4 protein-coding genes are annotated in these 4,098 nt (G+C 64.1%); 2 read left to right on the forward strand and 2 right to left on the reverse strand.

Annotated features, from left to right (window positions below; translation table 11 throughout):
- Positions 1–757 (reverse strand): outer membrane beta-barrel protein (locus ACK41X_RS22925; protein ID WP_409728474.1); only part of this gene is annotated, 757 nt, incomplete at its 3' end.
- Positions 758–878: 121 nt separating this feature from the next.
- Positions 879–1,937 (reverse strand): ferrochelatase, encoded by a 1,059-nt coding sequence (gene hemH, locus ACK41X_RS22930; protein WP_409728477.1) that lies wholly within the window; start codon positions 1,935–1,937, stop codon positions 879–881.
- 40 nt (positions 1,938–1,977) lie between these two features.
- Here hemH and ACK41X_RS22935 point away from each other — a divergent pair, with 40 nt between their 5' ends.
- Both ACK41X_RS22935 and ACK41X_RS22940 read left to right on the forward strand, forming a co-directional pair.
- Positions 1,978–3,519 carry a bifunctional metallophosphatase/5'-nucleotidase gene (locus ACK41X_RS22935; protein WP_409728480.1) on the forward strand — a complete coding sequence of 514 codons (1,542 nt, stop codon included), beginning with the start codon at positions 1,978–1,980 and terminating at the stop codon, positions 3,517–3,519.
- A 145-nt stretch (positions 3,520–3,664) separates the two neighbouring features.
- A partial coding sequence (locus ACK41X_RS22940) for a DUF5939 domain-containing protein (protein ID WP_409728482.1) occupies positions 3,665–4,098 on the forward strand: 434 nt, incomplete at its 3' end.

Below are 4,098 nucleotides of genomic sequence, written 5' to 3' on the forward strand. Positions count from 1 at the left end.
GCTTGGTGATGTCGAGCCGCCCGGTGCCCTTAAGATTGATGTCGGGCTTGTTCAGATTGTCGAGGTTGTTGTCGTTGTACCAGATGTAGCTGCCGCGCAGATCGGCTGTCACTTCGTGACGCGACCAGTCCGACTTGATGCTCAGTTCCGGCGCGATCTTCTGGAAGGTCGAGCCCTTGCCGTTCAGCCGCTGTCCGGGATTGCTGTTATAGCCGCCGGACAACTCGACCGCCGGCTTGTAGAGAAACGAGCCGGCATAAAAGCCGACCGGCCCGAACGGATCCTCCTCGTCGATGCGCTTGCGGATCGGACGGGCGGCGACCGCGCCCGTCGCGTCGAGCGGGATCGGGGCGCTATTGGTGGCGCGGCGGCGTTGCGCGGCCCGGCTTTCCTGGCGCTGGAAGGGACCTGCGACGGTGCGGTCCGGCGCGGTGGCGGCGATCGGCGGCAGATTCTCGGCGTCGGTGCGCGCGCGCTTCTGTGCGGCTTCCCTGGCCTTGCGGCGGACGGCCGCATTGGTGGCATCGAAACCGGTGCTGCCGGTCGTGCCCGCAGGGACCATCGGGCGCGCCGGTTCGGCGGGCTGCGCGGGTGCGCCCGGCTTGCGGAATTGCTGGCCGCGCCCGGAATCGAAATGCGGGTCGAACAATGTCGGCGTCGAAAGGTCGCGCGGCTCGCCCTGCTGCGCCAGCCCCGGTGCTGTCGCGCAGAGACCGGCCAGACCGGCCAACACGATTCGGACGAGGCTGCGCGCCACGCGTCAACTCCTGCGGCGCCTGCATCGGCGCCTCCGCTGCCGGGGCCCAAGCACAGGCAGCCGGCCTTGCGGGCCGGCGGACATGGTTAACGGAGTTAAAAGCGATATGGTTAACGGCGGGTTAGGAGACCCAGCCCTGTAATTCACGCAGCGCGATGTCGTGGATCACGCGCATGCCCTGCTCGCTATCGTTCAGGCAGGGAATGGCGGCAAAATTCACCCCGCCATGCTCCTTGAAGATGTCGCCATTCTCGACTGCGATCTCTTCCAGGGTCTCCAGGCAATCGGCCGAAAAGCCGGGCGTGACGATGGCGAGATTCTTCACCCCGCTCCGCGCCAGCTCTTCCACCGTCTTGTCGGTATAGGGCTTGATCCATTCCGCCGTGCCGAACCGCGACTGGAAGGTCATGCGCAACTCATCCTCGCTATAGCCCAGCGCATTACGCAACAGCCGCGTGGTCTTGGCGCAATGGCAGTAATACGGATCGCCCTTGTCGAAATAATCCTGCGGGATGCCGTGGAAGGAGGCCAGGATCACGTCGGGCCTGAATGCGAGCTTTGCCAGTTCCTCGCGCATCGAGGAGGCCAGCGCCTCGATATAGACCGGCGCATCGTGATAGGGCGGCGCAACCCGCAGCGTCGGCTGCCAGCGCATGGTCATCAGATGCCGGAACGCGGCGTCGCAGGCGGTGGCGGTGGTCGCCGCGGCATATTGCGGATAGAGCGGGACATAGAGGATGCGGTCGCAGCCTTTGGCCATCAGCGCATCGATCGCCGACCCAACGGAAGGGTTGCCGTAGCGCATGCCCCACTCGACCTCGATCCGGGCATCCACCGGCGCAAGCAAGGCCGCGAGCTTCTGCGCCTGCGAGCGGGTGATGGTCTTCAGCGGCGACTCGTTCAATTCCTTGTTCCAGATCGAGTCGTAGTCGCGGCCCTTGCTGGCCGGCCGGCGCGTCAGGATGATCAGGTTGAAGACCAGTTTCCAGATCAGCGAATTATCCTCGATCACCCGCTTGTCGGAGAGAAATTCCTTCAGATAGCGCCGCATCGACGAATAGTCGGTGGCGTCGGGCGTCCCGAGATTGGCGATCAGAACGCCGATCCTGCCCGATTTGACCGGCGGATGGTTCGGGGGGCGATGGGCGCCGGCCAGGGCGTCGGACGATGCGTCGTTCATGAAGCCATGCTAAGCCACACCTGCCCGCCGGAAATCAATGATGAAAATGGCCATTACCCGCCGCCTTCTGCTGCTCGGATCGTCCGCCCTGGCGCTGATTACAGGTCTGCCGCGCCTGTCCTTGGCGCAGCCCACGCGCTCGCGCGTCACCTTCGTCCTGGTCAACGACATCTACCAGATGAGCGAACAGCCCGCGCCGGATGGCCAGCCGCGCGGCGGCTTCGCCCGTCTCGCGGCGGTGGTGAAGGCCGAACGCGCCAGGGGCCCTGTGATTTTCGTGCATGCCGGCGACACGCTGTCGCCCTCGCTGATGTCCGGGATCGATCAGGGCGCGCACATCATGGTGCTCACCAACATGATCGCGCCGGATGTGTTCGTCCCCGGCAACCACGAGTTCGATTTCGGCAAGGAGACCTTCTTCAAGCGGATGGCGGAGGCGACATTCCCGGTCTACTGCGCCAATATCTTCAATCCGGACGGCACGCTTGCGGCAGGAATGCGCGAGCGCGGCATTCTCACTGTCGACGGCATTCGTATCGGGATTGCTGCTGCCACCGACGAAGAGGCCGTCGTCCTGTCGAGCCCGGGCGACCTGAAATTTCCCAAAGCGGTCGAGACCATCGAGCAACAAGCCGCCGCCTTGCGCAATGAAGGCGCCGACATTGTCGTGGCCTGCGTGCATACCGGCCGCGCCAAGGACGAAGAGATGTACCGCAACCATACGGCGGACATCATCCTGAGCGGGCATGACCACGACCTCTGGCTCAATTACGACGGCCGCACCGCCGGAATCGAATCGAGCCACGATGCGCATTTCGTCACCTGCATCGACGTGACCTTCACAATGCGCATGACCGAGGGCCGGCGCGACGTGATCTGGCATCCGGAATTCCGCGTCATCGACACCCGCAACGTGACGCCCGATCCCGAGGTGCTTGCCGTCGTGCAAAGCTACGAGAAGGAGCTGTCCGCCGCGCTCGATGTGCCGATCGCCACCACCGCGGTCGAACTGGATAGCCGTAACGCGACGGTCCGCAGCCAGGAGGCGGCAATCGGCAACCTGATCGCGGATGCGATGCGCAGCGAAAGCGATGCCGACATCGCGATCACCAATGGCGGCGGCATCCGCGGCGGCCGCATCTATCCGGCGGGCTCCACCCTGACGCGGCGCGACATCATGTCGGAACTGCCGTTCGGCAACAAGGTCGCGGTGCTGGAGGTTTCGGGCAAGACCATTCGCGCCGCGCTCGAAAACGGCTTCAGCAATCTGCCCCGGCCGATCGGCCGCTTCCCGCAGGTCTCCGGGCTCAAGATCGTCGTCGATCCGTCACGACCCGTGGGACAGCGCGTGGTGTCGGCCGAAGCCGGCGGCAAGCCGCTCGACGAAGCGAAAATCTACAAGCTCGCGACCAACGACTTCATGTCGCGCGGCGGCGACGGCTATACGATGTTCGATCATGTGCTGGAGCTGGTGCCGGGCCATGACGGGCCGCTGATGACCAACGAGGTCATCGACTATCTCGAAAAGATCAAAACTCTGCGCACCGGCGTCGATGGCCGGATCGTGATCAAGTCGACGTAACGCCGGTCGTATCCCTTCCATTTGTGGCAGGCGGCTTCGCAAAATTTGCTCCGGACCCCGGCCGGTGTCGGCGATCACCGTTTCGCTACGGGCTGCCCTCCTGACGGCGTCACAATTTCGGCGTAGCCTGATGCCTATGGATCCGATGCAGGCCAACCGGACGCTGTTCGGTGCATTACGCAAGTCTGCTGACCCGGACGTCGCCGATCTCATCGAAAGACTTGTCCGTGAGGGCGAGGACCGGGCGCTGTGCCGCATCAATGTGCTCAAAGTGGCCTCCGCGAACGGGCTCGACGAGGAACAGACCATCAGCGGTTTTCTTCACGCCGCACGGCTCGGCCTGTTCGAACTGAGTTGGAATGTGCTGTGCCCCGGCTGCGGCGGCGTCCTCGACGCGACGCAGACCCTGAAGTCGGTGCGCAAGGACAGCTACAATTGTGCGCTGTGTGCCTGCGGCTACGAGCCCACGCTCGACGAGATGGTGGAAGTCACTTTTACCGTCAGCAGGGCGGTGGGGGGGGGGGGGGGGAAGAGAAGAAAAAACGCAAAGAGAAGGGGGAATTCTCCCGATAAGGTCCT

The organism is Pseudorhodoplanes sp. (assembly GCF_046289595.1).
GTDB lineage: Bacteria > Pseudomonadota > Alphaproteobacteria > Rhizobiales > Xanthobacteraceae > Pseudorhodoplanes.

Excerpts from the sequence above, each read along its gene's own strand:
- hemH (WP_409728477.1), bottom strand. The coding sequence starts at position 1,937 with ATGAACGACGCATCGTCCGACGCCCTGGCCGGCGCCCATCGCCCCCCG.
- ACK41X_RS22935 (WP_409728480.1), top strand. The coding sequence starts at position 1,978 with ATGAAAATGGCCATTACCCGCCGCCTTCTGCTGCTCGGATCGTCCGCC.